The sequence below is a fragment of the Sinorhizobium sp. NG07B genome (genome assembly GCF_002532005.1).
In the GTDB taxonomy this organism is placed as follows: domain Bacteria; phylum Pseudomonadota; class Alphaproteobacteria; order Rhizobiales; family Rhizobiaceae; genus Sinorhizobium; species Sinorhizobium fredii_C.
The window spans coordinates 844,506-867,287 of the sequence record NZ_NWTD01000003.1; the positions used below are offsets into that span (position 1 = coordinate 844,506).

Annotated in this window: 21 protein-coding genes; 9 read left to right on the plus strand and 12 right to left on the minus strand. The window is 63.3% G+C overall.

Annotated features, from left to right (window positions below; genetic code table 11):
* The first annotated feature begins 7 nt into the window (after positions 1-7).
* On the plus strand, positions 8-1,033 hold the full coding sequence (locus tag CO664_RS13840) for an ABC transporter permease (RefSeq protein WP_097539075.1): 1,026 nt from the start codon (positions 8-10) through the stop codon (positions 1,031-1,033).
* A gap of 200 nt (positions 1,034-1,233) precedes the next feature.
* A complete protein-coding gene (locus tag CO664_RS30695) occupies positions 1,234-1,377 on the plus strand; it encodes a hypothetical protein (protein ID WP_162843166.1) in 144 nt (47 codons plus the stop codon).
* A gap of 21 nt (positions 1,378-1,398) precedes the next feature.
* Here CO664_RS30695 and CO664_RS13845 read toward each other — a convergent pair whose 3' ends face one another.
* On the minus strand, positions 1,399-2,778 hold the full coding sequence (locus CO664_RS13845) for a sensor histidine kinase (protein WP_097539076.1): 1,380 nt from the start codon (positions 2,776-2,778) through the stop codon (positions 1,399-1,401).
* Entirely contained in the window at positions 2,775-3,452 is a 678-nt protein-coding gene (locus tag CO664_RS13850) for a response regulator transcription factor (protein ID WP_037383914.1), read from the minus strand. Before CO664_RS13850 ends, CO664_RS13845 begins: the two co-directional genes overlap by 4 nt.
* Before the next feature lie 78 nt (positions 3,453-3,530).
* Between CO664_RS13850 and CO664_RS13855 the strand changes: the two genes are divergently transcribed.
* The 5 genes from CO664_RS13855 to CO664_RS13875 all read left to right on the plus strand — a co-directional run bounded on the left by CO664_RS13855 (position 3,531) and on the right by CO664_RS13875 (position 8,143).
* A complete protein-coding gene (locus tag CO664_RS13855) occupies positions 3,531-4,598 on the plus strand; it encodes an ABC transporter substrate-binding protein (RefSeq protein WP_097539077.1) in 1,068 nt (355 codons plus the stop codon).
* A gap of 253 nt (positions 4,599-4,851) precedes the next feature.
* Entirely contained in the window at positions 4,852-5,796 is a 945-nt protein-coding gene (locus tag CO664_RS13860) for a tripartite tricarboxylate transporter substrate binding protein (RefSeq protein ID WP_037419110.1), read from the plus strand.
* Positions 5,793-6,284 (plus strand): tripartite tricarboxylate transporter TctB family protein, encoded by a 492-nt coding sequence (locus tag CO664_RS13865; protein ID WP_018238158.1) that lies wholly within the window; start codon positions 5,793-5,795, stop codon positions 6,282-6,284. The genes CO664_RS13860 and CO664_RS13865 overlap by 4 nt, the downstream gene beginning before the upstream one ends.
* Before the next feature lie 14 nt (positions 6,285-6,298).
* On the plus strand, positions 6,299-7,816 hold the full coding sequence (locus CO664_RS13870; protein ID WP_097539078.1) for a tripartite tricarboxylate transporter permease: 1,518 nt from the start codon (positions 6,299-6,301) through the stop codon (positions 7,814-7,816).
* A 162-nt stretch (positions 7,817-7,978) separates the two neighbouring features.
* The gene (locus CO664_RS13875) at positions 7,979-8,143 is read left to right on the plus strand and encodes a hypothetical protein (RefSeq protein WP_097525801.1); all 165 of its coding nucleotides are present in this window, start codon (positions 7,979-7,981) and stop codon (positions 8,141-8,143) included.
* A 56-nt stretch (positions 8,144-8,199) separates the two neighbouring features.
* Here the strand turns inward: CO664_RS13875 and CO664_RS13880 are convergent, their stop codons facing one another.
* Positions 8,200-11,790, minus strand: a complete 3,591-nt coding sequence (locus CO664_RS13880) for a FecR domain-containing protein (protein ID WP_097539079.1) — start codon at positions 11,788-11,790, stop codon at positions 8,200-8,202.
* Between the two features lie 213 nt (positions 11,791-12,003).
* Between CO664_RS13880 and CO664_RS13885 the strand changes: the two genes are divergently transcribed.
* Entirely contained in the window at positions 12,004-12,783 is a 780-nt protein-coding gene (locus CO664_RS13885; protein ID WP_097539080.1) for a TIGR01458 family HAD-type hydrolase, read from the plus strand.
* 68 nt (positions 12,784-12,851) lie between these two features.
* Here CO664_RS13885 and CO664_RS13890 read toward each other — a convergent pair whose 3' ends face one another.
* Positions 12,852-13,886, minus strand: coding sequence for a glutamine synthetase beta-grasp domain-containing protein (locus CO664_RS13890; protein ID WP_037383900.1), 1,035 nt, complete (start codon positions 13,884-13,886; stop codon positions 12,852-12,854).
* A gap of 509 nt (positions 13,887-14,395) precedes the next feature.
* Between CO664_RS13890 and CO664_RS13895 the strand changes: the two genes are divergently transcribed.
* On the plus strand, positions 14,396-14,590 hold the full coding sequence (locus tag CO664_RS13895; RefSeq protein WP_037383898.1) for a DUF2735 domain-containing protein: 195 nt from the start codon (positions 14,396-14,398) through the stop codon (positions 14,588-14,590).
* 14 nt (positions 14,591-14,604) lie between these two features.
* Here the strand turns inward: CO664_RS13895 and CO664_RS13900 are convergent, their stop codons facing one another.
* The 8 genes from CO664_RS13900 to CO664_RS13935 all read right to left on the minus strand — a co-directional run bounded on the left by CO664_RS13900 (position 14,605) and on the right by CO664_RS13935 (position 22,666).
* Positions 14,605-15,279 carry an HAD family hydrolase gene (locus CO664_RS13900; RefSeq protein WP_097539081.1) on the minus strand — a complete coding sequence of 225 codons (675 nt, stop codon included), beginning with the start codon at positions 15,277-15,279 and terminating at the stop codon, positions 14,605-14,607.
* A gap of 76 nt (positions 15,280-15,355) precedes the next feature.
* Positions 15,356-16,351 (minus strand): ScyD/ScyE family protein, encoded by a 996-nt coding sequence (locus CO664_RS13905; RefSeq protein ID WP_097539082.1) that lies wholly within the window; start codon positions 16,349-16,351, stop codon positions 15,356-15,358.
* Positions 16,330-17,067, minus strand: coding sequence for an SUMF1/EgtB/PvdO family nonheme iron enzyme (locus CO664_RS13910; protein ID WP_037419108.1), 738 nt, complete (start codon positions 17,065-17,067; stop codon positions 16,330-16,332). Before CO664_RS13910 ends, CO664_RS13905 begins: the two co-directional genes overlap by 22 nt.
* 64 nt (positions 17,068-17,131) lie before the next feature.
* Positions 17,132-18,193, minus strand: coding sequence for a sn-glycerol-3-phosphate ABC transporter ATP-binding protein UgpC (gene ugpC / locus CO664_RS13915; RefSeq protein ID WP_097539084.1), 1,062 nt, complete (start codon positions 18,191-18,193; stop codon positions 17,132-17,134).
* 5 nt (positions 18,194-18,198) lie between these two features.
* The gene (locus CO664_RS13920; RefSeq protein WP_097539085.1) at positions 18,199-19,059 is read right to left on the minus strand and encodes a carbohydrate ABC transporter permease; all 861 of its coding nucleotides are present in this window, start codon (positions 19,057-19,059) and stop codon (positions 18,199-18,201) included.
* A gap of 4 nt (positions 19,060-19,063) precedes the next feature.
* On the minus strand, positions 19,064-19,978 hold the full coding sequence (locus CO664_RS13925) for a sugar ABC transporter permease (RefSeq protein WP_097539086.1): 915 nt from the start codon (positions 19,976-19,978) through the stop codon (positions 19,064-19,066).
* Positions 19,979-20,093: 115 nt separating this feature from the next.
* Entirely contained in the window at positions 20,094-21,353 is a 1,260-nt protein-coding gene (locus tag CO664_RS13930) for an ABC transporter substrate-binding protein (RefSeq protein WP_097539087.1), read from the minus strand.
* Between the two features lie 248 nt (positions 21,354-21,601).
* On the minus strand, positions 21,602-22,666 hold the full coding sequence (locus CO664_RS13935; protein ID WP_097539088.1) for a glycosyltransferase family 2 protein: 1,065 nt from the start codon (positions 22,664-22,666) through the stop codon (positions 21,602-21,604).
* Between the last annotated feature and the right edge of the window lie 116 nt (positions 22,667-22,782).

Consider the following 22,782-nt stretch of genomic DNA (forward strand, 5'->3'; position numbering starts at 1 on the left):
AAAGACAATGGAAACCAATATCGCTGCACAGGGCGCGGGTTCGCCGCTTGCCGGATCGAGACGGCGCCTGCCGCCCGAGTTCAACATCTTCCTGGTGCTGATCGGCATCGCGCTCGTCTATGAAGTTCTCGGCTGGCTTCTCGTCGGCCAGAGCTTCCTGATGAACCCGCAGCGCCTGACGATCATGATCCTCCAGGTATCGGTAATCGGCATCATCGCCGTCGGCGTGACGCAGGTCATCATCACCGGCGGCATCGACCTTTCTTCAGGTTCCGTGGTCGGCATGACGGCAATGATTTCGGCGAGCGTCGCGCAAGCCTCCACCTGGCCGCGAGCGCTCTATCCCTCGCTGACCGACCTGCCGGCCATCGTGCCGATCGGGCTTGGTGTCGGCATCGGCCTCGTCGCCGGCTATATCAACGGGCAATTGATCGCCAAGACCAAGATCCCGCCCTTTATCGCCACCCTCGGCATGATGGTGTCAGCGCGAGGCATCTCCAAGTGGTACACGAAGGGCCAGCCGGTCTCCGGACTTACCGAGCAGTTCAATTTTATCGGCACGGGCATCTGGCCGGTCATCGTCTTCCTCGTGGTCGCGCTGATCTTCCATATTGCGCTCCGCTACACCCGCTACGGCAAGTTCACCTATGCGATCGGCGCCAACGTCCAGGCCGCACGCGTCTCCGGCATTAATGTCGAAGCGCATCTGATCAAGGTCTATGCGATCGCCGGCATGCTCGCAGGCCTCGCCGGCGTTGTCACCGCAGCCCGGGCCCAGACCGCCCAAGCCGGCATGGGTGTCATGTACGAACTCGACGCGATCGCCGCGACCGTCATCGGCGGCACGTCGCTGACTGGCGGCGTCGGCCGCATCACCGGCACCGTGATCGGCACGATCATCCTCGGCGTCATGACCTCCGGCTTCACCTTCCTCCGGGTCGACGCCTACTACCAGGAGATCGTCAAGGGCGTGATCATCGTTGCCGCCGTGGTCGTCGACGTCTACCGCCAGAAAGGCCGGAAAAAGACGTAAAGAAACTGCCTCCCAGTGCAGCCGCTCGCCGGGATGAAGAAATTCATCCCGGCATTTTTGTTGTCTGCTACGCGGATCTATCGATATTCTTGCTACTCGACATATGCTTCCCTTGCAAAGCAGCTCGGTAGACTCTGCCGTGGCCATCGGCTCGTCGATAGACTATATGAACGGCATTCCAAACCTATCGGAGATTTGTCATGTCATCGCAGCGCAAGCCTGCGAACCAGGTTCAATCGCGTTTCGCTCGCCAGCTCTGGAACGAGCTGCTGCGGGTTCAAACCCGCGACGCCGCATCTCTTCTCGAAGCCCGCGACCGCGAGGAAAGCGAAGAGCGCTCGTAACGGCTTCGCGGCTGCGGCTCTTCACCCCGGCGGGAACGTGACGACCACCTTCAGGCCGCGGCCGCCATCGCCGCCCTCGAGTCGCATTGTTCCGCCGTAGAGCGCGGCGATTTCCTCGACGATCGGCAGGCCGAGACCCGTACCGGGCGCCTCGTCGCCGCCCCGCCGGAAGCGCTTCAGCACCGCTTCGCGCAGTTCCGGCCTGATGCCCGGACCGTTGTCCTCGACTTCGAGGGCGACCTGATTGCCCAGCCCTGTGACGCGCACCGTCACCTCCGCGCCGCGCCCGGCATAGAGCAGTGCATTGCCGATGAGGTTCTTCAGCAGCTCTCCGACAAGCAGCGGCTCGGCGCGGATCCAGCGCTCCCCCTCGCCGGCAAAACCGAGATCGATGCCGACCTCGCCTGCCGCCGGCACGTGCTCCGCAGTGACGCTGCGGGCCAGGAGGGCAAGTTCGATCCGCTCCGATCCGCGCGCCTCCTCCTTCGCCGCCGCATCGATCTTCGCCATCAGCAGCAATTGCGCCAGGATGCGCTCGGCGTTCGCAACCGCCTCGTCCGCCTTCGCGGCGGCCGAGAGAGCCTCGTCGACGGTCGCCGCCCGGCGGGCGAGCGCCAGCTGCGTGCGGATAATCGCGAGCGGTGTGCGCAACTGATGGCTGGCATTGCCGGTGAAATGGCGAAGCGCATCGAGCGCCGACTGCAGCCGCACCATGAAGGAATTGACCGTGTCGACCAGCCCCTGCACCTCGCTCGGCACACGCTCGCCGATCGGATGGAGATCGTCGGGACTGCGCTCGGCGATCGCGTCGCCGAGTCGGTAGAGCGGCCGTAAGGAAAAGGTCACCGCCACCCAGACGATCAGGGCCGCCCCGGCGATCATCAGGCCTAGGCGGAGCGCCGAGTGCAGCAGGATCGTCTGGGTCAGCTGGCGTCTCGCAATCGTCGTCTCGGCGACGGTGACGACGAAAGGGACGGAATCGACACCGGTGGAGGCGGAGCGGCGAAGCACCGCCAACCGGATCGGCTCGCCGCGGAAGACCGCATCGGCAAAGCTGGTCGACTGGCCGGCGGCTTCGGGAAGCGACGGCAGGGTCTGGTAGCCGGTGATGAACGCACCCGGCGGGCCATCCACCCGATAGAAAACGCGGTCCTGCGCGGCCGAGGTCAGCATTTCAAGCGCCACATAGGGTATGTCGACCTGAAGCGTGCCGTCCTCGGCGACGACAACGCGCTCGGCGATCGCCAGTGCCGAGCCTGCGAGCACCCGGTCCGAGACGACATTCGCCGTCTTGACCGCTTCCCGATAGGTGTCCATCAGCGCGATCACGCCGATCACGGCGGTCGAGATCAACAGCCAGCCGAGCAGCCTGCGTCTCAGCGAATAGACGGCCGTCCTCATTCGGGGTTTGCCGCCTTGTCGAGGTAGTAACCGATGCCGCGGGCCGTGCGCACCGTCAGCCCGTAGGGCGCCAGGCGCTTGCGCAGGCGGCTGACATATTGCTCGATCGCATTGGGGCTGAGATCGTCATCGAGGCCGGTCAGCGACTGAACGATCGCGTCCTTGGCGACCACCTTGCCGGCGCGCATGAAGAGAAGCTCGAGCAGCCCGAGCTCGCGCGCCGGAATCTCGATCGGCACGCCGCCGGCGGAAAAACTGCGGGCGTTCAGATCCAGCGAGACATTGCCGTAGCTGACGATCGAGCTGCGCAGGCCGGCCTGACGGCGGAGCAGGACCCGCACGCGCGCCTCGAACTCGCCGATGTCGAAAGGCTTGATCAGGTAGTCGTCAGCGCCAAGATCGAGGCCCTTGATCCTTTCTTCGGGCGAGCCGCGGGCCGTCAGGATCAGGACGGCCGCCCGGTTCTGCCGGGCCCGCATGGCGCGCAGCACGTCGAGCCCGTCCATCTCCGGCAGGTTCAGGTCCAGGATCACCAGATCGAAGCTCTCGGCGGCGGCGACGGCATGCGCCGAGGCGCCGTCGTTCACCACGTCGACGGCATAGCCGCTGCCGCGCAAAAGCGCCGAGAGACCCTCTGCCAGGGCCTGATTGTCTTCAACAAGCAAGATACGCAAATCGTCACTCTCCCCCGCTTCACCTTATCGGCCGCGACCTTGCTTGTGAACGGCGTGCGGGTGAGGCATTGTGAAATTATGCAGTTCTTGATTTCCTTCGCTTTTTGGTTGTTTTTCGTCGGGTTCGCCTGCGCCGCGCCGGTGCTCTTCCCGGCCGTTTCCGGCGATGCGGCGGCGCCCGTTCTCGTCGTCTATTCCTCGCTCGACGAGCCGCTGGCGCGCCCGATGATCGTCGGCTTCCAGAAGGCCAATCCGGATGTAGCTGTCCGCTACGAGGACATGCTGACCGGCGAGATCTACGACCGGATCGTCAAGGAGACCGATGCCGGCCAGAGGACAGCCGATTTCGCCTTCTCCTCCGCGATGGACCTGCAGGTGAAGCTCAGCAATGACGGTTATGCCCAGCGCAGCGACCTGCCGATGAGCGGCCGCTGGCCGGCCTGGGCGAACTGGCGCAACACGGCCTATGCGCTAACCTTCGAGCCGGCCGTGTTCGTCTATCACAAACCGAGTTTTTCAAAAGAAAAGCCGCCGGCGACGCGCGCCGAATTCGTCGACTATCTGAAGCGTCAGGGAAGCGAGATCTTCGGCCGGATCGGCACCTATGATATCGAGCGATCCGGCGTCGGCTTCCTGTTCATGGCGCGCGACCAGGAACAGTTCGGCGACATCTGGAGCGTCATCCAGGCAATGGGTGCTGCGGGCGTCAAGCTCTATTCGACCAGCCAGGCGATCCTCGAGCGGGTGGCGGACGGGCGCTTCGTGCTCGGCTACAATATCCTCGGCTCCTATGCCGCCGACTGGGCCTCCAGGCATCCGGATGTCGGCATCGTGCTGCCGAAGGACTATACCGTGGTGATGTCGCGAATCGGCCTGGTTCCGCAGGCCGCCGCCTCTCCAGATCTCGGCCGCCGCTATCTCGAATTCTTCATGTCGAAGGAAGGTCAGACGATCATGGCGCGCGAGCTTGAGATCCCGGCCGTGAGTCCCGAGGTCGCCGGCGAGAACACCGCCAACACCATGCAGGAAATGCTCGGCGGCCAGTTGAAGCCGGTGCCGGTCAGTCCGGGACTCATGGTCTATCTCGACCAAGTCAAACGCGCCCGGCTGATCGCCCGCTGGAACGAGGTGCTCAGACTCCAGTGAATATTCTTCCTCCAGTGATATTTGTGGAGCCGAAACAAACCGTTTACGAGCCAGCCGGTTGATGTCAGGTTAATGTCAGCTTTCTATGTTGGTTTAGGGCCGCTGGCGACCCGTGGAGGCGGAATGCCAGCAGCGCATCGGGAGGAAATTGCCAATCCGGTCGGAGGCTGCCGCTTTCAAGGTCAGCCGCCCGTTTCTCCCGTTCGCGACAACGATCAACGCGCGGACGAACCGCGCCTACGGAGGACCGACCTTGAAACACTTCTTCCTCGCATCCATTCTCGCCGGCGCGCTGGCGCTTCCGGCCTATGCCGCCGACTACACGATCATCGCGCCGGCCAATCCCGGCGGCGGCTGGGATCAGACCGCCCGTTCGCTGCAGACCGTCATGCAGCAGGAAGGCATCTCCGGCAATGTCCAGGTGCAGAACGTACCCGGCGCCGGCGGCACGATCGGCCTCGCCCAGTTCGCCAGCCAGCAGAAGGGCAACCCGAACGCGCTGCTCGTCGGCGGTTATGTCATGGTCGGCGCCATCCTCACCAACAACTCGCCGGTCACCCTCAAGGACGTCACGCCGATCGCTCGCCTGACGGGCGAATACGAGGCGATCGTCGTTCCGGCCGCTTCCGAGATCAAGACGATGGCCGATCTCGTCGAAGCCCTGAAGAAGGATCCGGGCGCCGTATCCTGGGGCGGCGGCTCGGCCGGCGGTACCGACCACATCGCCGTAGGTCTCATCGCCAAGGCGGCCGGCGTCGATCCGACCAAGATCAACTACATCGCCTATTCCGGCGGTGGCGAGGCGCTTGCCGCGATCCTCGGCAGCCAGGTGACGGCCGGCATCTCCGGCTATGGTGAATTCGAGTCGCAGGTCAAGGCCGGCACGCTCCGCCTCCTCGCTGTGACGAGCGCCGAGCGCATCCCCGGCATCGATGCCCCGACGCTGAAGGAATCCGGCCTCGACGTCGTCGTCGAGAACTGGCGCATGGTCGCCGCCGCTCCGGGCCTCACTGACGAGCAGAAGGCTGCCGTCTCCGCCGATATCGAGAAGCTCGCCAAGTCCGCTGGCTGGCAGGAAGTGCTGAAGACCAAGGGCTGGCAGGACACCTATCTCGCTGGCGACGCCTTCAACGAGCAGCTCGCCAAGGACGTCGCGGCCACGGAAGCCGTCCTCAAGGACATCGGACTGGTCAAATGAGCAGGGGAGATAGCCCTTCCGTCGAAACGCGCCGCCCCGATCGGGCGGCGCTCATCATCGCCGTTGTGCTGGCTGCCATTGCCGGCGTGATCTTCTGGGACGTTTCCCGGCTCACCGGCCTTGCCGGCTACTCGCAGGTCGGTCCGACCACGGTGCCTTACGCGATCGCCTGCTGTCTGATCGGGCTCGCCATCTGGACGGCCGTCGAGGGTTTCAGAGGCGACTTTGCCGAGCGTGAACCGCAGCAGTTCGGGCCGGTCGCATGGGTCGTCGGCGGGCTTGCGGCGCAGATGCTGTTGCTCAACACGCTCGGCTTTTCGATCGCAACCGGCATCCTCTTCGCCATGACGGCGCGCGGCTTCGGGAAACGGCAACTTTGGCTGACAATTCCCTTCGGCATCGTCGCGAGCTTCGTCGTCTGGACGATTTTCGCCAAAGTCCTGCAATTGTCGCTGCCGGCAGGACCGCTTGAACGCCTGCTCTTCTAGAAAGGCCGACAGTTATGGGTACTCTTGACTTCCTTTTGCAGGGACTGCTGGTTGCTGCGCAACCGATGAACCTGCTCTACGCGCTGATCGGCGTCACCCTTGGCACGGCCGTCGGCGTCCTGCCGGGCATCGGCCCGGCGCTCACCGTGGCGCTCCTTCTGCCGGTGACCTATCAACTCGACCCCGGCGGCTCGCTGATCATGTTCGCCGGCATCTATTACGGCGGCATGTATGGCGGCTCGACGACGTCGATCCTGCTGAACACGCCCGGCGAAAGCTCCTCGATCGTCACCGCGCTCGAAGGCAACAAGATGGCGCGCGCCGGTCGTGGCGGGCCTGCACTGGCGACGGCAGCGATCGGCTCCTTCGTCGCCGGCCTCATCGCGACACTCGGCCTCGCCTTTGTCGCCCCCTACATCGTCAAGCTGGCCCTCGTCTTCGGCCCGCGCGAATATTTCGCGCTGATGGTGCTCGCCTTCGTCACAGTTTCCTCCGCCTTCGGCGACTCGACGCTGCGCGGCCTTACCTCGCTCTTCGTCGGCCTGACGCTTGCCTGCATCGGCATCGACCAGCTGACCGGCCAGGCGCGTCTCTCCTTCGGCGTTCCGGACCTGCTCGACGGCATCGAGGTGACGACGCTCGCGGTCGCCATGTTCGCGATCGGCGAGACGCTCTACATCGCCGCCCAGGGCGACAAGGGTCCCGACAAGGTCGAGGCGGTGCGCGGTTCGGTCTGGATGAGCGCCTCGGATTGGGCGCGCTCCTGGAAGGCGTGGCTGCGCGGCACCTTCATCGGCTTCCCGATCGGCGCGATGCCGGCCGGCGGCGCCGAAATCGGCACCTTCCTCTCCTATGCGACCGAGAAGCGCCTGAGCGAGCATCCCGAGGAATTCGGCAATGGCGCGATCGAAGGCGTTGCCGGGCCGGAGGCCGCCAACAACGCCTCTGCGGCCGGCACGCTCGTGCCGCTGCTGACGCTCGGCCTGCCGACTTCGGCGACGGCGGCGATCATGCTGGCCGGCTTCCAGCAATATGGCCTGCAGCCGGGGCCTCTGCTGTTCGCAACCAACCCGCAGCTCGTCTGGGGCCTGATCGCCAGCCTGCTGATCGCCAATTTCATGCTGCTCGTCCTCAACCTGCCGCTGGTCGGACTGTGGGTGAAGCTGCTGACGATCCCAAAACCCTGGCTCTATGCCGGCATCCTGCTGTTCGCGACGCTCGGCACCATCGGCGCCAATCCGTCGGTCTTCGAACTCGGCATGCTGCTCGCCTTCGGCCTGCTCGGCTACATCATGCGCGTCTTCGGCTATCCAATTGCGCCGGTTGTCGTCGGCCTGATCCTCGGACCGCTCGCCGAACAGCAGCTGCGCCGGGCGCTGTCGATCAGCCAGGGCGACGTGACCGTGCTCTTCACCTCGCCGATCGCCGCTGTGCTCCTGGTGATCGCGGCGCTGGCCTTCATCGTGCCACTGATCCTCAGAGCCCGCGGCCGCGGCGAAGTGCTCGCCCAGCTTGCCGCCAGCGAAGACTGACCGCTTTCGCCTCCCAAGGCGCTTTGGCGCGGGCCCGGTTGGCAGACCGCCAGCCGGGCCTGCTTTCGTTGCATGGCTGGGGTGAGGATTTGTGCATTGCAAAAAAGCCCGACGGGCCCCATCTTTTGCTCATCGAATTGAGAAAGAAAGTGAGCAAAGACAATGACTAGCAAGAACCGCATGGGCTTCATCGGTCGCGCCTTCGCCGTCCTCGGCGCAGCGACCGCCGCAGCCGCGGCAGTCGAAGGTCACCGCCGCCCGAACGCCCGCGACCTCCACACCCTCGGCATCAACCCGGCCAGCTTCCCGGACACCCGCCGCGGCTGATGACGCCGAACTACGCTTGATCGACACGCCGTGCGTGACTCCGGGTGATCGAGTCGCTAAAACTTCGCCCTGACGGTGCCCAGGACAGTGCGGCCTGGGCCGGGAATGCCAAAAGCCAGATCGAAGTCGTCATCGAACACATTTAGCAATTGCAGACCGAGTTCCAGGTGTCCGCCCGGCGACTCCCAACTAATCGCAGCATCGCTTGTCGTGTATGATGACAGCTCGATGCCAAAGGGCGCCCCAACCCGTTCCCCGACGAAGGTCTGAGCTATAGTGGCCTTGACGCGCAAGGGGTGAACGATCGTCAGCCCGACCTGCGCCCGATAATCCGGCACAAGTGGCACGCCGAACTCCCCGCCGCTACCGGGCGTCAAGTCGACGCTGTGGTTCCAGGTGAACGATCCGAAGGCACCGAGACCTTCGCCGATCCAGTAGTTGCCGCTGATATTGATGCGGTCGATCTCGCCGGTCGTCGTGTCGAAGCTGCCGAGCAACTCGGGGACATCCAACGAAAGCCCGTCGAAACGCTGGTGCTGGTACTCGACCGACGTGAAGAGCCGCTCCGACCACTCCGCCTCCCAACGCAGCGCCGCTGTCCTTGCGCTGCCGCCGATGAACAACGGCAGTTCCAGTGGCGTCAACCCGACGGTCGACACCGGGGCGAGGGTGTAATTCGATGAAGACTGCGTATCTTCGCGATAAAATGCGCGCAGCCAGTGATTTTCTACCGGCGACCAGGCGACGCCGACACGCGGATCGACGCAGGGACAATCATCGGTTACGTCGTCCAACCAATTGAGGTAAACACCGCCCTGGAATGTGAGATCCTCGGAAATTTCCCACATGGCGTCGCCATAGCCGCGCGTTGCATTGCCCTTCTCGGAAAGTCGATCGACGAAGAACACGCCTCCCGTGAGCAGATCCGTGTAGATTGCGGAGTCGCGCGTATGGAACCGGCCGGTTTCGACGCCGTATCGCAGCGTGACGGGTCCGATCCCGTACAGATGGCTGACGCCGATCGTTGCGGTCTCCTTTTCCGTTTCTTGCTCGACGCGGTATGGCCCTATAGTGTCGACCAGATCGATACTCTGGTCCACATGCGTGTCGCCGACGACGGCGAACGCCTGGAGCAGATTGCGATCGCCGAACGTATGACTCCAGCCGATCCCAAGGTCGGAAAATCGAGTTTCTCTGGTGTCGAAGGGCTTCGGAAACCAAGTCTGCCCGGGAAAACCCGTTTCGAGATCGACTAAATCGCCGAACAGGTAAACATTGTCCTCCAAGGTCGGATGTATGCCGACAGAGAAATTTGCGCCGGTGATATCATCGCGATCGTTCGCGCGCGGGCTATCCGGCCGCAGTGCCTCCGCCTGCAGATAATAGCTTATCGGCAGCGGTGCAAAGGTCGTACCCTGGACGAGCATGTCGCTCTTCCAGCCAAGCTCGCCATCCTGCAAGATCAGGCCGCCCCCAATGGCCGTTTCAAAAAAGCTGGTTCGTTCGAGTGAGTTGCGGGTGGTGGCGGACGCCACCGCAAGAGGATCGAGCAGTAGCGCCTGCAAGTTCGACGAAGCGCTTGAACTGCCTGCCTCGGTCCGCTGGCTTGGAGAAAGCAGAGGGGAAAATCCCTCAAAAGGACTGATCCGACCGGACGCTGCCTCGTCGAGATAAGTGGTCGATCTGAAAGGATCGTAGGAGCGGTCCGCGTAATACTGGCTCCATTCGTTCAGACTGACATTGTCGAGGGCAATGCCGAGGAAGGATGAGACCTGGCGATTAGCATCGTAACCGCCGTAGTACCCGCCGCGAGCCTGGCGACGCCGCAGTGCCTCGCGCGCCTCGACGATCGCATCCTCGGCGCGATACTGGTCGAGGGCGATGCCGGAGCGGATCAAGGGAATTGACGGGTTGTCCGGATCAAACCGGTCGGCATTGTCGAGCGCCTGGGCGGCCTCCTCTTCCGCCCCCAGTTGATAGCTGCCGATCGCCAGGCCGATGAGGCTGTCCCCATAGGTCGGGTTGACGGCGGAGGCTTCGAGTAGCGTTTTCTCGCCTTCCTCGGTTTTTCCTATTCGCAAGAGATATCGGCCTTTGGCCGCCAAAACCGCATAGGATTGCGCGTCCAGCGCCTCCGCCCTGTCGATCTCCGCCTTTGCCGCTGCGATCTGATCGTTGTCCATCAGGAAGCGCGCATAGTTTGCGTGCAACGCGGCATTTTCCGGGTTCAGTTCTACCGCGCGCCGATGGGCGGCATCGGCCTCAACTATGGCATTTCGATCGCTCTGGACGATGCCGAGTTCGTTCCAGATGGCATCGTTGCCAGGAGCGATCTTCGCGGCGTGTTTCAGGTCCCGGAGTGCGCCATCGAGATCGCTGGAAATGCTTGCGCGGAAGCGCGCATTGGCGAGCAGATACGCCGGCTCGTTGGGATCGATGGCGCTCGCGCGGGCGAGCGCGTCTTTCACTTCGTTGCGGCGGTCGAGTTGGAAGGCGAGATCCGCGCGCATTGCCGGCAGGCGCGCGTCGTTCGGAAAACGGCGCTCGGCCGCCTTCAATATCTCGATCGCTTCGGCCGCGCCGAGCGCATGGGACACAGTTGCAGCCCGCATCAGCGCCGTCGTCGGATCGTCGCTATAGACGTTGTCCGCCGGCGGTGGTCGATCGCGGTCCGGTTCAGCCAAGGATTCCGCGAACCAGCGACCGTAAATCGCAGATGCTCTGCGATTGCGCGGCAGCGCTGGCAAGGCGGCGGCGAACAGCCGGTTCGCATCACCATAGCGTTGCTCCAGTCCGGCGATCATCGCCTCGACCAGCTTGGCACGCGCCTCCAACTGGGCCGGCAAGGGCCGCCTCAGTCCAACTAGAGCCTCTCTGGCAGCTGCCCGGCCGTCATGCGATAGCGAGGCCTCGGCAAGTGAGACCCAATCCTCGCTGCTCCGTCGAGCAGGAGGAATGGCCAGAACGCGCGCCCGCTCGGCACGAGTCTGGCGGCCGCTCATCCCGCTTGTCGGCAAACCTGCGAAGACGCCACGCAGCTCCGAATAGAGAAGTACCTGTTCGCGCTCCTTGAGATTGGCGAGGACATATTTGCGGGGCGCTTGTCCGATTGCCGCAAACGCGCCCTCCCCCTGATTTACGACGACCGATCCTTGCGCGTTCTTGAGTTCGACGCTTCCCTCAAGCACCGAGAGAGTGGTAGCGCCGTTCTCACCTATGCTAAGCGTCCAATCCGTCCCGCGGATCGCGGCGGCAGCTGAGGGTGTGTCGACTGTGAGGCCGCTGCCCCCACGCTTGGCTCGCGCCCACACGGTCCCGGACTTGAGTTCAAGTTCGCTATCGGAGCCCTGACCGATTTTCTTGACGAGAAGCGTCGTATTGCGCCCCATACGCATCTGCGTGTCATCGGAGAACAACAGAGCAAGGCTACCGACGGCGTTCGTGCGCAGTATGTCGCCCGCAAGAAGGTCCTGACTGACCTCCACGCTGCGCCAGCCTTCGATGTCGATGAAGCTAATTTCCTCACCGGACTTGCGGGAAATGACGGAACCCTCCGCAGACGCCGCGCGCGGCAATAGCTCGGCCGCAGATGGCAGCCCGCTTGCCAGCAACACAAGTGCTGCAACCGCTAGTCTCAGTTTGTGCATTGATGAAGTGTCTGATGAATCCCCGCCGTTAAAATGCTGGGAGATTGGGACGAATGTCAATGTCTCGGTGAGTTGAGGCTCGGAGAAACACAACCAATTTCAGGCGGAAGCAGTCGTCCGGCTGTCACGGCAACTTTTTGGAGCACCGGGACCGTCGCTGGCGGCAAAGCCACCAGAGCTTGACCCGCAGCGCACCCATGTCATCCTCATCGGATGATCAGCGCTGTGCTCTTGGATCTTGCCGGCGCCATCTACGATGGCGAGAAGGCCGTGCCTGGCGCGGCAGGGGCCGTGGCCCGTCTGCGCGAGGCCGGGCTCCCGATACGCTTCGTCAGCAACACGACCCGCTCAAGCAAGCCGGCGATCCTTGCCCGGCTCGCGAAACTGGGCCTTCCAGTAACAGACGACGAGCTCTTCACCCCGGCCGCGGCTGCTTGCGACTGGCTTCGCAGGCACGAGCGCGACGCTCATCTTCTCGTCCATCCCGATCTCGTTTGCGAGTTCCAGCATCTGCCGGCCGGCGGCCGCATGGCGGTCGTTGTCGGCGATGCCGGCGACGCCTTTGACTATGCGGCGCTGAATGCAGCCTTCCGGCAATTGGTCGATGGCGCCGAATTGGTGGCGCTGGCGCCGAACCGCTCTTTCCGGGACGCCGACGGCAGGTTGAGCCTCGATGCTGGCCCATTCGTTACCGCGCTGGAATTCGCCAGCCAGAAGCATGCCATCGTCCTCGGCAAGCCAGCACCCGGCTTTTTCCACGCAGCCCTTGCCACCATACCCTGCGCGTCGACGCGAGCGGTGATGGTCGGGGACGATGCGGAAACAGACGTCGCCGGTGCATTGAGCGCCGGTCTCGCTCACGCGCTGCTCGTGCGTACGGGAAAATATCGCGAGCGCGACGAGACGCGCTTCGCGCCGGCGCCGAGCGCCACGGTGCCCGACGTTGCGGCGGCGGTGGACTGGATCCTTGCGAGGCGCGGCGGAACCGAATGAATCTATCATAGCCGAACGAAAAAAGGCGCCGACCGAGGTCGGCGCCCAAGGTCTTGGGAGTCTTACGCTTAAGCTACTTTCGAGACTTGCGCCGGAACGGACGCTATCGTCTTCAGCACGCGCGAAGCGATCTGGTAGGGGTCGCCTTGGGAGTTCGGGCGGCGATCTTCGAGATAGCCCTTGTAGCCGTTGTTAACGAAGCTGTGCGGAACCCGGATCGACGCGCCGCGGTCGGCAACGCCGTAGCTGAACTTGTTCCACGGCGCCGTCTCATGCTTGCCGGTGAGGCGCAAGTGGTTGTCCGGGCCGTAGACCTCGATGTGTTCCATCAGGTTCTTCTCGAAGGCGGCCATCAGCGCCTCGAAATAGTCCTTGCCGCCAACTTCGCGCATGTAGGCGGTCGAGAAGTTGCAGTGCATGCCCGAGCCGTTCCAATCGGTGTCGCCAAGCGGCTTGCAGTGGTACTCGACGTCGATGCCGTACTTTTCCGTCAGGCGCTGCAGCAGGTAACGAGCCATCCAGACTTCGTCGGCAGCCTTCTTGGAGCCCTTGCCGAAGACCTGGAATTCCCACTGGCCCTTGGCCACTTCGGCGTTGATGCCTTCATGGTTGATGCCGGCGGCCAGGCAGATGTCGAGGTGTTCTTCGACGATCTGGCGCGCGATGTTGCCGACGTTCTTGTAGCCGACGCCGGTGTAGTACGGGCCCTGCGGTGCCGGGTAGCCCTGCTCCGGGAAGCCGAGCGGACGGCCGTCCTTGTAGAAGAAGTATTCCTGCTCGAAACCGAACCAGGCGCCTTCGTCGTCGAGGATGGTGGCGCGGTTGTTCGACGGATGCGGCGTCTTGCCGTCCGGCATCATGACCTCGCACATGACCAGCACGCCATTGGTGCGGACCGGATCCGGGTAGACGGCGACCGGCTTCAGCACGCAATCGGAGCTGCGGCCTTCGGCCTGGTTCGTCGAGCTGCCGTCGAAGCCCCAGAGCGGCAGTTGCTCGAGCGTCGGGAACGCGTCGAATTCCTTGATCTGCGTCTTGCCGCGGAGATTTGGTACGGGCGTGTAGCCATCGAGCCAGATGTACTCGAGCTTATACTTGGTCATTAGCGAATCTCTCTAACGTGGTGCTGCGAGGTTTGAGCAATTCCTGGCGCGGCCTTGCACGGAAAACGTGCCAGACCACCAGGGATCGACTCCCTTCAAGCATCAAGCGTGCCAACTCGGTGGTGGGTGCGAATCTTTTTTTGACCCGCAGGGGACTCAAACTGGATTCCAAGTGGCTGCCGGTCAGGGTCGCGGCGCACGGCAAAACGACCCCCGAGGCGCTGACTTCGTTCCACCGCCTTGATTTTGCTGGATATCCCGCGCCTCTCCTGCGCTTGACGTTCAAGGGTCCGCCATGAGCGGCGAAGGAGCACCTGCTCCAAAATGCGTCAGTTGCGCGCAGCTGCCTAAAAAATCGCACTGAATACGCTCCCTCAAGCGCAATGAGGGTGCTGTGCTTGCGATTCCGGCATTCAATTGAACGATTTTTCGGCAATTCGCGTAAATGATGTGCAATTTCTGCCGCGGCGTACTATCTTTTCTCGACAGGACTCACCGGAGACCAGAGCATGGCCACGAGTTTCCACGGCAAGAGTGCGACGATCTATCAGTTCCCGACACGCATCTCGCGCAAGGCCGAAGATCGTCGTTCCGAAGCACAGCGCCAAGCGGATCTCGCTTCGTCGGACGTGTGCGCGGCTGCCATTGACGGCTGCTGGTACCACGAGGAAGCGGTTCGCGAGGAAACGACCACCAAACACTGAGCTCCAGGCGTCTATCACCGACGCCCGCCGACCTCGTCGATATGAATGAGCATGTCGGCGGGATCCTCATAGATGCGGAACGCGCCGGCGTGCCGCAACTCTTCAAGTCCATAGCCGCCGCTCAATAGCCCGACGCCCAAGGCGCGGCAGCGAACCGCCGCCAGCATGTCCCAGATGCTGTCGCCGACGACGACCGCCGTCTCGATCGGGGCGCTGAGCCGCTCGGCGGCCGCAACGAAGAGATCCGGATCGGGCTTGGCGTATTTGACCAGGTCCCGGGTCACAACCGGCACGACGGCCGGGTCGACGCCGAGAGCAGCGAGATTGACGGCAGCCGTCTCCATCCGGCCGCTGGTGGCGATCGCCCAGGGAATCTTTGTGTCAGTGAGCCATTGCAAAAGAGAGCGCGCGCCCGGCAGCGGCCGGATGCGATCCGCCTGCCGCTTGTAAGCCTCGGCATGGCGTTGTCGCAGACGCGCCACCCGTTCCGGGCTGATCTCCACGCCCGTCTCGCGCAGCAGTTGGTTGGTGAAGAGGCCGCCGCTCATGCCGATCTTGCGGTGGATGCGCCAGACCGAGAGGTCGATGTCCTCGCCCTCGAGCGCTTCCTTCCAGGCAAGCACATGTTGGTAGACGCTGTCGACGAGCGTGCCGTCGAGATCGAACAGGAAGGCCGGTTCAATGCGCATGTCTTCTCTCCTGCTTTCCTGTGGTGCCGCTGGAGATATGGAGCAGCATCGGGGGAAGAACAGGGCTGTCGGCGCGCTACTGACGCGCCAGAACGTGCAGGTTGCCGGCAAGATCGGAAACGATAACTTGCCGCTCGTCCAAGACGAGCACCGAGACCGGCCGTGTCAAGCCGTCGAAGATGGTGCTTCTGCTCTTCGTTTCAGCATCGATCCTCAGCAGTCGGCCGCTGCCTTTTGCGAAGCCTTGCTTCTGATCGTAGGTCCCGTGTTCGAGCACGAGCATGCCTCCGTCACCCGCAAAGGCAATCGCCACCGGCGCGTTCAGTCCGTCGGCCTCGAGGCGCGGTTCGGAGGCGCCCACGGTGGGGATCGAAACGACCTTCCCTGCCCCGGCAAGGAAGGGAAAGCCGCCGAAGAGCGCGACATAGAGGCGCCCTCTGTGAAGAGCTATGCCGGTCGGTACGGCATCGACCTCGTAGCCGCTGCCCGCCGCGAATTCCGTCGGCGAAAGGCTCTGCAAGGTTCCTGCCGCCTGAGGCAATCGGCGGAAACTGATAAGCGTCCTCCTTCGACCATCGCGTCTTACATGCTCGACGCTGTTGCGCGCCGCGTCGACGACGTAGAAGCCTTGGTCGACGGCGACGAAATCGAACGGGTTCCAGAAATCATTGCTGATGACCCGCGTCTTGCCTGCGTCATCGATCGCGACCAGGCTGTGATCGAGCGGGTTCTGATCGGCGTTGGTCGGCGTCCATCCCTGGGCCACGATGAACTCGCCACCGACACGAACGGCACGATAGGGCCCCGTCGGGTCGCCCACCACGTCGGGGCCATGGGGAAAGACGGGACCGAAGGCGACAAGGTACCCGTTCGCGTCACGGCGATAAAGGCGGCCCTTCGCAAGATCGGTGACGAGCAACGTATCGCCGTCGCGCGCAAGACCGGCAAAGGCGGCGCCGGGGACATGAACCGTCTCGAAGCGGTAGCCCGCTGCCGCCACAGGCTCGGCAACCGCGCTATGTGCCAGAAGCAGGCCCCCGGCAGCGATGATCAGGGCGAGGAGCGGACGCATCGGAAGCCGCCATTGGCTGCGAAACGGAAGTCGGGATCATAGGCGAGCCGGTAAGTGGTTGTCAGGTGGCGTGCGTCGCTGTTCCAGGATCCGCCACGGAGCACGCGGTGGCGTCCCGCGGCGGTAGTCGATACGCCTACGTAAGGCGCATAAACGTCGCTCGTCCATTCCCAGACATTGCCGACGAGGTTGAGCACGCCTTCCCGGCTGGCGCCCGCGGCGAAGGACTCTGCCGGCGCCGTCATCGGATAGCCATCCCTTTCATCACCGGAGCAGCAGACATCGGCACCGACATTCGCCCGCGCCTCGTCGCGAGGCCCCTCCTGCCAGGGAAAGGCATCACCTTCCACGCCCCGCGCCGCTCTCTCATATTGTTGCTCCGACGGCAGAGCGAGGCCGTAGTGGCGGCAGAAGGCAATCGCATCGCCCCAGCTGACGCCGACGACCGGCCGATCGGGAAGTCCCAGGAGCGGGTGATCGGCATAAAAGGCGCGACGGTGGCCGCTCGCCGCCACGAAGGCTTCATATTGCCGGTTGGTGATCTCGGTGCGGTTGATCGCGAATGGCCGTCCCTGCACCACGCGCCGCGGGCGTTCGTTGTCAGGGCCGTCGTCGCGGCCGAAGACGAAGGGACCAGCCGAAACCGCGATGAGCGGATTGCCGGCGATAGGCCCGGCCCCGGTCGCGAGCGCTGCGGATGCCGTGAGGAGAGCGATTGCCGCGGTTCCCGCAAGGCGAAGGCGACGTATCGCGGCACCTCCCTCACAATGTCCTATGAGTCTAGAAATCGACACGTCGCTCTGTCTCCGCATCGAACAGGAACATGCGGTCTGTCTCGATCCTGATGCCGAGGCGCTGATCGATCTGGCCGGCGAAGTTCTTGTCGGCGCGCAGCGTCATAAGCCGGCCGCCGAGCTGCAGGCTGACAAGCGTGTTCTCGCCGGTCAGCTCCACCGAATAAATCGGCGCGACAAGATTGACGTCCGGATCTTCGGCGCTCCCCGCATGAACGTCCTCCGGGCGCACGCCGAGCACGGCGCGCGCGATGCTGATGCGGCCCGCCCCGCCGACCCTCAGGCCGGCGCTGGCGAACACACCATCCTTCACCTCGCCTGGGATGAGGTTCATTGCCGGCGAGCCGATGAAGCCGGCGACGAAGAGGGTGCGCGGATCGTTATAAATTTCCCTGGGCGTGCCAAGCTGCTCGATAACGCCCCGGTTCATCACGGCGACGCGATGGGCGAGCGTCATCGCCTCGATCTGGTCGTGGGTCACGTAGATCGTCGTCACCTGCAGCTCGTGCTGCAGGTGTTTCAGCTCGGCGCGCATCTGGGTGCGGAGCTTCGCATCGAGGTTCGACAGCGGCTCGTCCATGAGGAAGACGCGCGGCGTGCGCACGATGGCGCGGGCGAGCGCCACGCGCTGGCGCTGGCCGCCCGATAGCTCCTTGGGCAGTCGCTTGAGCATCGTATCGAGCTCGACCCGCCGCGCCACCTCGCCGATGCGGCGCTTATATTCCTCCGGCGGCACTTTGCGGATCTTCAACGGATAGCCGATATTGTCCTCGACGGAGAGATGAGGATAGAGCGCATAGGACTGGAAGACCATCGCGACGTCGCGATACTTCGGCAGCACGTCGTTGATCCGGTCCGAGTTGATGTAGATATCCCCGGTTGTCGCCTCCTCGAGGCCCGCGACCATCCGCATCGTCGTCGTCTTGCCGCAGCCCGAGGGTCCGAGCAGCACGAGAAATTCCTTGTCGCGGATCTCGAGGTTGAAATCGTGGACGGCGACGAACTCGCCGAACTTCTTTGTGACATTGTCGAACCGGACGGAGGCCACAGGTCTCAACCCTTGACGGCGCCGAGCGAAAGTCCCCGGACGAGGTGCTTTTGGACGAGGAAGGCGAAGATGACGATCGGTACGCAGGCCATGAAGCCCGCGGCGCTGATCTCGCCCCAATAGGTGCTGTACTGCGTCACCCGGCCGGCAATGCCGATCGGCAGCGTCTGTGATTGCTCTGTCAGCGTGATGACGAGTGACAGCAGGAACTCGTTCCACGAGATGATCAGGCAGAAGATAGCAGTCGCCGCAAGTCCGGGCCGGGCGAGCGGCAGGGCGACATGCAGGAAGGCGCCCCAGCGCGTATCGCCGTCGACGATCGCCGCTTCCTCCAGCTCGACCGGAAGATCCTGGAAATAGCTCCTCATCATCCAGGTCGCAAACGGCAGGTTGAAGGCGGTATAGGCGATGACGAGTGCCGACTTGGTGTTGAGCATGTCGAAATAGTTGAAGAACAGGTAGAGCGGAATGATGCTGACGATCGGCGGCATCATGCGCGTCGAAAGTATCCAGAAGGAGATCTGCTTGCGCCACTGCCAGGGATAGCTGAACCGCGCCAGCGCATAGCCGGCCATGGTGCCAAAGGTCACCGAAATCACGGTCGTGCCTATCGCGACGAGGAAGCTGTTCAGGGCATAGCGCAGGAAGGGGCGTTGGACGAAAGCTTCGTCATAGTGCTTCAGGGTCGGGTTGCGCGGCACCCATTCCGGCGGCACGGCGAAGATGTCGATGTCGAACTTGAAGGAGTTCGCTGCGATCCAGTAGACCGGAAACAGCGTCAGGATTAGCGCGACGAGAATCGCCAGATAGGCCGACAGGCGAAGAAGCATCTCCCGGGTGCGGCTGCGTGTTCTGATCGTCGCCATCCTCTCACTCCGCCAGCCGCATGCGCTTCATGAACCAGGTGCTGAGCACGATAGTGACGAACAGCACGAAGAGCGACATCGCCGCCGCGTAGCCGGGGTCGGCGAAGCGGTAGGCGACCTGGTAGATGTAGAGACTCAGGACCTTGGTGCGGTCTGCCGGGCCGCCCCCCGTCAGGATGAAGACGAGGTCGAAAAGGCGCAGCGCATCCATGACGCGCAGGAGCAGCGCAATGGCGATGACCGGCTTGAGGAACGGCAACGTCAGATCCCAGAACTGCCGCCAGGACGAGGCGCCGTCGAGCGCGGCCGCCTCATAGGGTTCAACCGGCAGGCTTGCGAGCCCCGCCAGCATCAGAAGAAAGATGAACGGCGTCCATTGCCAGACATCGGCGACGATGATCGAGAACATGGCGAGGTTTACGTCGCCGGCCCAGGCCTGCAATGGAAGACCGAGACGAAACATGATCTCGTTCAGAACGCCGAATTGCGGCTCGTAGATGAGCTTCCAGGTGATCGCGACCGCGATCGGCGGCAGCATCATCGGGATCATCAGCACCGTTTTCAAGAAGCTGAGCCGGCGGATGAATCGATCGAGAAGGAGAGCGAGCCCGAGGCCGAGAAGGAATTCGAGCGTCACAGCAACAATGGTGAACACTGCGGTGTTGCGGAGCGCCACGTGAAACTGCGGATCGGAAATGAGCCGCGCGAAATTGCCGATGCCGACGAATTCCCAGGGGAGGTCGGGATTGGGGCTGATCCGGTGGACCGCCGCATAGAACATGTAGACGCTCGGAAAGATCGTCAGGGCCAGCAGGATGAGCACCGTCGGCGCGAGCATCAGGTAGCGCAGATGGCGCTCCGTCCATTGCTCCAGCGGCCCTCTCCGTCGAACCGACGCGCTTTTGCCGGTTTGCAACATCGGTCCCTCCGCAGACCTTCTCCCTGCATACCTCGACACCGGCCGCCGCAGCGGTTCTTTTTGCGGCCGCGAGAGCGGGACCGGCGCGAGGCCCCGCTCGATGCAGGCAAACCACCTATTTGAGGCCGGTGATCTGCTCGACCGCCGCCTGCGAGTTCTTCAGCGCCTCCTCCGGCGTGATCGTGCCGGCGACGGCCTTCGAAAGCTCGATGCCGAAGGCATTCTCGATCTCCGGCCATTTCGGGTGGCGCGGCCGCGGCGTCGAGGCCTGGATCGCCTCCATCAGCACCGGGTAATGGCGGAACTTCTCCTGCTTGGTGAGTTCCGGATCGGTGAAGACCGAGGTGCGAACCGGCGGATTGCCGCGTTCGGCGGAGATCTTGATCTGCTCGGCCGTGGTCGCCCACATCATGAAGTCGAAGGCCTCCTGCTTGTTCTTGGACGCCGCCATGATGCCCATCGTCCAGTGGCCGATCTCCGAGCTGCCCGGTTTGGTGCCGGCTGGGATCGGGCTAAAGGAGATCTTGCCGACCATCTTCGATTGGCTCGGGTCCTCGAAGGTCGCTACCCAGTTGGGCCAGTTGATCGACGAGGCGGCAGTGCCGGCCGCAAGGGCCGTGCCGACCTCGTTGGCGTTATAACTCTCGACGCCCTTCGGCGAGACGTCGCGCAGCGCCATGAACATCTTCATGGCGGCGGCGCCCTCGGGCGTGTCGATCGTCACCTTGGTGCGATCCGCATTGAACATGTCGGCACCGTAGGACCAGAAGATCGGCATGAAGTCGGCAACGACGGGATTACCCTGGCCGCCGCGCAAGACATAGCCGAAATTGCGGCCGCCGCCCTGCTCGGTCAGCGCCTTCGCAGCCTTCAGCACATCGTCCCAGGTCTTCGGGGCTTCGACGCCCGCTTCCTTGAATTTGGCGGCGTCATAGAAGAACATCTGGGCGTTGCCCACATAAGGCAGGCACACATAGGGCCCTGAATTATAGGGATTGCGGCAGATCGCCAGCGACTTCGAGAGGAAGTCACTGTCCGGCCCCTCCACCCCGGCGCCTTTGAAATAGGACGTCAAATCTTCGAGATGGCCGTTCTCGGCGAAGAACGGGATCCACGGATCGTCCATCAGGACGATGTCGAAAACGCCGGACTTGGTTGCCCCGGCATTGGCACCCTGTTCGAACACATTGGCATAGGGCGCCTGCACCGTCTCAACCTTCGTATTCTTCATTTTCGCGTAGTCGGCGGCTGCGGCTCTGAGGCCGTCACCCTCGCTGCCGGAAGGCACGAGGATCGTGATGTCGGCCCAGGCTGACGCACTGATCGCGAGTGCGGATGCCGCGACGGCAAGGGCCAGACAGAATTTGCGCACCATTGAACACCTCCCAATCCGAGCTCTTTACGAGACCACCTCATGGAGGTCCCGCCCGATCCGGCTGGCGGAGAGGCTGATGCAACGTCCATGGAGGCCGACCCCACAACAGGTCGGGCCTCATCGGGCTTCTCCACAAGCCGACGTTGCTCCCAGCGCGAATCTACCACATTGCGCTGGATTTAAAGAGAGTTGTATTAGCTACCGCTTTTGTTGCAGCTCGCAGATGCCCATTCGGCGGGGCGAGCGGACTATCCCATCACATAGCGAATGGTTTTCGACAGCCGCGTGAGAAAAGCGGGCCTCGAAGAGGCAACAAGCTTCCATGAGAGCACCGCCTGCGCCATCCTCTGCGGAAGGAGCCCGACGGATAGAAACCAGGCGGCCAGCATGGCCCGGCGGCGGAGCGAGACATTCATTTCCATGCTGGCGGCAGCACCGGCTGCGGCAAGCGAAAATCGCGAATCCTCCGCCACCGGATGGCGCTGCTGGTCTACGCAGAGCGACGCGAGGCGTTCCTCGATATGCGTCGGATCGCGCAGATTGGCGTCAGGCGGCACCTCCAGCCCGACCTCCTCGGCCTCCTGCGAAAGGGCGTGCAAACGGTGAAAATCGTGCTCCACGCGCCATCGGGCCCTCTGGCCCAGCTTCTCGGCGAAGACCGAATGGTTGCTTCCATGCATGCGGTAGGCACCGAGGCAGATATCGATCGACCCGACCTTCCCGTGAAGCGGTGCCAGCGTGACCAAGTAACCGTCCGCACCCTGGCGGAATTCCTGTTCTGGTACCGGCATGATGTTGTCGAGCGCCGGCCTGGCGAAGGCCAGTCCGCTGGTCACCGTGGTCTGGTAGCGGGCCCGGCGCAAGAGTTGCGGGGTGACGTCGCCGGAATCGAAGGGCACTTCGGGTGGCGGAAAAACATCCTGGACGCGTTGCCGCTCGTCGACGATGTGCAGCCGGAACTGCATCTGCGCCATGTCGGCATCAAATCGCGCGACGATTTCCGAGACTGCGTTCGGGTAGAGGTAGTCGTCAGCATCAAGAAACAGAACGATCGCCCCGCGGCTTGCCGCAAAGCCCGTGTTGAACGCTGCGCCGTGACCGCCGTTCGCCTCTCTCAGGCATACCTTGATGCGGGTGCCGTAGGAAGCGATGACCTCGGCGGAATTGTCGGCCGACGCGTCATCGACGACAATCACCTCCACCTCGCCGTAGTCTTGGCCGAGCGCGCTGTCGATCGAGTGATGCAGGAAGCGCGCATAATTGTAGTTGGCAATGATGATGGAGACTGGAAGACGGTCTTGACTGGAATGCATCGCATGAACCTCGCAGATCTGCTCTGGTTGCGGCGAACCTTCTCATTCGGGTCCTTGGGGAAATGCCCGCTCCGGGAGAGCGCACCCTTATCGGCGCGACGGAGCCCTCGGCGTAT